3 protein-coding genes are annotated in these 3990 nt (G+C 60.9%); 1 reads left to right on the forward strand and 2 read right to left on the reverse strand.

Translation table 11 applies throughout. The annotated features are described in order from the left end of the window. On the reverse strand, positions 1-2519 hold a 2519-nt coding region (locus ACXRVY_RS19315), incomplete at its 3' end, for a glycosyltransferase (protein WP_458238005.1). 264 nt (positions 2520-2783) lie between these two features. Here ACXRVY_RS19315 and tcdA point away from each other — a divergent pair. Continuing rightward, the gene (gene tcdA, locus ACXRVY_RS19320; protein WP_458238006.1) at positions 2784-3602 is read left to right on the forward strand and encodes a tRNA cyclic N6-threonylcarbamoyladenosine(37) synthase TcdA; all 819 of its coding nucleotides are present in this window, start codon (positions 2784-2786) and stop codon (positions 3600-3602) included. A 143-nt stretch (positions 3603-3745) separates the two neighbouring features. Here the strand turns inward: tcdA and ACXRVY_RS19325 are convergent. After that, positions 3746-3990: SufE family protein (locus tag ACXRVY_RS19325; protein WP_458238007.1), on the reverse strand; the 245-nt coding region annotated here is incomplete at its 5' end.

A 3990-nucleotide genomic window follows, 5' to 3' on the forward strand; every position in this document is an offset into this window, starting at 1 on the left:
GCCAGGTACGGCAGCGACTGCACCAGCAGCATGGTCACCCAGAAGCGCATATCGTTGCTCGGCATGCCGTTCACCAGGAAGATCCCCAAGGCAGCACCCCACAGCAGCAGCATGATGAACATCTCTTCCCGGGCTTCCGAAATCGCCACCCAGAAGCCGTGGTTATCGGCGTTTTTCGGCGTACGGAAGAACGGAATGCTGCTGGTGAAGAAACCGTACAGCACCGCTTTGGYGATGGTGTGGGACAACGCCAGGCCGGCCAGCGCCGCGCAGAAGGCATCCTTCAAGTTGACCCCGACCGCTCGGCGGTAGAGGAAGATGATCTTGGCGACCTTGAACACGAACAGCGCCAATGGCGGGATTGCGAAGATCAGYAGCGGCGGATCGACCCGTTGCGGCACGATGATCATTGCCGCCGACCACAACAGCGCGCCGACGGTGAAGAAGATGTTCATGCCGTCCGCCACCCACGGCAACCAGCCCGCGAGGAAGTGATAACGCTGGCCACGGGTCAGCTCGGTGTCCTTGCCGCGCAGCAGGCTGGCGGTGTGACGCTTGATGATCTGTATCGCTCCGTAAGCCCAGCGGAAACGCTGTTTCTTGAAGTCGATGAAGGTATCGGGCATCAGGCCTTTACCGTAGCTGGTGTGGTAATACGCCGCCGACAGGCCTTTTTCGAACACGCGCAGGCCCAGTTCGGCGTCTTCACAGATGCACCAGTCGGCCCAGCCCAGTTCTTCGAGCACCGAGCGACGGGTCATGGTCATGGTGCCGTGCTGGATGATCGCGTCACGGTCGTTGCGGGTGACCATGCCGATGTGGAAGAAACCTTTGTATTCCGCGTAGCAGAGCTTCTTGAAGGTGCTTTCGTTCTGGTCGCGGTAATCCTGCGGCGACTGCACCACGGCGATTTTCGGATCGGCGAAGTGCGGCACCATGTGCTTGAGCCAGTTGCGGTCGACGCAGTAGTCCGAGTCGATCACGGCAATGACTTCGGCATCCTTGGCGGTGTGCGGGATCAGGTAGTTCAGCGCGCCGCCCTTGAAGCCGGCCAGCGGTGCCACGTGGAAGAATTTGAAGCGCGGGCCGAGGGTTGTGCAGTAGTCACGCACCGGTTCCCAGACCGCCGGGTCCTTGGTGTTGTTGTCGATGATCAGGACTTCGAAGTCCGGATAGTCGAGGTTGGCCAGGGCGTTGAGGGTCTGTTTGACCATCTCCGGCGGCTCGTTGTAGCAGGGCACGTGAATCGACACTTTCGGGCGGTAGCTGGAATCGCCTTCCACCGGCAGGAACTCGCGCCGGCGCTTGTGCACCCACACCGCTTCGGCCAGTTCATGGGCTTCGGTCAGCAGTACGATAAACACCCCGAGCGCGCCGAGGGCGAGCAAGAAGCCCACTGTCAGGCTGAACCAGGTGCTGTATTGCTGGCTGTAGTCGTAACCGATCCACACCAGCACCGAACCACACAGGAACGCAATGAAGGTCAGGAAGGTACGGCCACGCTGGCGCAGGGCCGAGCCGTCGATCATCAGCAGGGTCAGCGACAACAGTGCCAATACCACCGAACCAATGGCCAACACGCGCCATTGCGGAATCGCCACCACCGGGCCTTCGAAGTTGAACTTCTGCTGGCGCGCGGCGTTGAACACGCCCCAGTAGGCGCCGACGGAACCTTCGTCGCTGGCTTTCCACGGCTGGTCAAACGCTTCGATCACGAAGTAGTTGAAGCCCTGACGGTTGAGTTTGTTGACCAGGGTTCGCAGGTAGATCGCCTGGTCCGCCGGGGAGGCATCGGCGCCACCGCGCATGCGGCCGTTGCTCGGCCAGCCCACTTCGGACAGCAGCAGCGGCTTTTTCGGGAACATCTTCTTCAGGTCGCGGGCGCGGTCGAGGACGAACTGCCCGGCCTTGTCCATCGGGATGAATTCCCAGTAAGGCAGGATGTGCGCGGCAATCAGGTCGACGTGTTTGGCCAGTTCCGGGTGTTCCTCCCACACGTGCCACTGCTCGGACGTGGTTACCGGCACCTTCACGGCGGCACGCACGCGATCGAGCATGACGCCGAGTTCCTGGGCGGTGATTTCCTTGCGGAAAATCGCTTCGTTGCCGACTACCACACGAACCACGCTGCGCGAGGCGTTGGCGATTTCGATGGCGCGGGTAATTTCCCGTTCGTTGCGCTCCTGGTCCGGGCTGATCCAGATCCCCAGGGTCACCCGCAAGCCGAACTCTTCCGCCAGTTTCGGGATGTTTTGCAGGGTGCCATCGACCGAGTAGATGCGGATGTTGTCCGTCAGCTTGCTCATGATCTCCAGGTCGCGACGCATTTGATCGTCGGTCGGGTACTGGTCTTTCTGCGGGAATTGGCCCTGCTGGAATGGCGAGTAGGAGAAGCCGGAGATCTGTTCTGGCCAGTTGGGGGCGGTGACCGGGCGGTTGATCAGCGCCCAGAAGCCGGTAAACAAGGCTGCGATGGCGAGCACCACGACCAGGTTGAGTCCAAATTTACGCGATGACATAGCTATTTCGGGTTCCAAAGACTGTGGAACGAAGGAACGGTTGGCGGTCGCCAAGGGGCGCGCATCCTACACCGGGCATTCTCTGGTCGTACAGCGGACAGGGAATTGCCGGACATTGGGCAATCCAAGTCGGTTTAAGTTCTTTCGTTAGAGCCTGTAGGGCAAATCTTTGTTCGATGTGGTTTTCATGGATGTTGCCAGTTCATAGCGCAATGATGATCTTGGGCGCCGACAGCCCTATAATGCGCGCCGGTTTTTGGGGTAATGGTCATGAGTACAGAAGATCCGCGGTTTGCCGGCATCGCCCGTTTGTATGGCATCGAAGGCCTTGAGCGCCTGCGCGCGGCCCATGTGGCGATCGTCGGCGTCGGCGGCGTCGGTTCCTGGGCGGCGGAAGCCATGGCCCGTTGTGGTGTCGGCGAGATATCGCTGTTCGACCTAGACGACGTCTGCGTCAGCAACGCCAACCGCCAGCTGCATGCGCTGGACAGCACKGTGGGCAAGCCCAAGGTCGAGGTSATGGCCGARCGYCTGCGCGGSATCAACCCGGACTGCACGGTGCACGCGGTGCCKGACTTCGTYACCCGCGASACCATGGCCGAGTACATCACSCCGAACATCGAYTGCGTGATCGACTGCATCGACAGCGTCAACGCCAAGGCTGCGCTGATCGCCTGGTGCAAGCGCCGCAAGATCCAGATCATCACCACCGGCGGCGCGGGCGGACAGATTGACCCGACGTTGATCCAGGTCTGCGACCTGAATCGCACGTTCAACGATCCGTTGGCGTCGAAAGTGCGCTCCACACTGCGCCGCGACTACGGCTTCTCACGTACCGTGACCCGCCATTACAGCGTGCCGTGCGTGTTTTCCACCGAACAACTGCGTTACCCGAAACCGGATGGCAGTATTTGCCTGCAGAAAAGTTTTGTCGGTGATGGGGTGAAGCTCGACTGTGCCGGTGGGTTTGGCGCAGTGATGATGGTGACGGCGACATTCGGCATGGTCGCGGCGACCAAGGCTGTGGACAAGATCGTGGCGGGTGTGCGGCGGCCGGCGGATCGGGTCAAGCCTGAAGCCTGATCTGTAAGGCTGATGGCCTCTTCGTCGGAACGCCGCCCGGAGCAAGCCCGCTCCCACAGGAGTGAGTGTCGGATGCAAAATCCGGATTCACCGCCAATCCCTGTGGGAGCGGGCTTGCCCGCGATGGACTGCGCAGCAGTCCTTTACTGTGCCAACTCCCGCATCCGCTGAAGCACCGCATTCAAACCATTACTGCGCGACTCGGACAACTGCCGCCCCAACCCCAACTGATTGAACCAGTCCGGCAAATCCACCTGCTGCAACTCGGCCGCCGATAATCCATTGACCCGCGCCAGCAGCAACGCCACCAACCCGCGAATCAAACGCGCGTCGCTGTTGGCGCTGAACAGCCAATGATCATCGCGCAATTCGCCCACCAGCCACACCT

Source organism: Pseudomonas sp. P5_A2_2 (genome assembly GCF_054177685.1).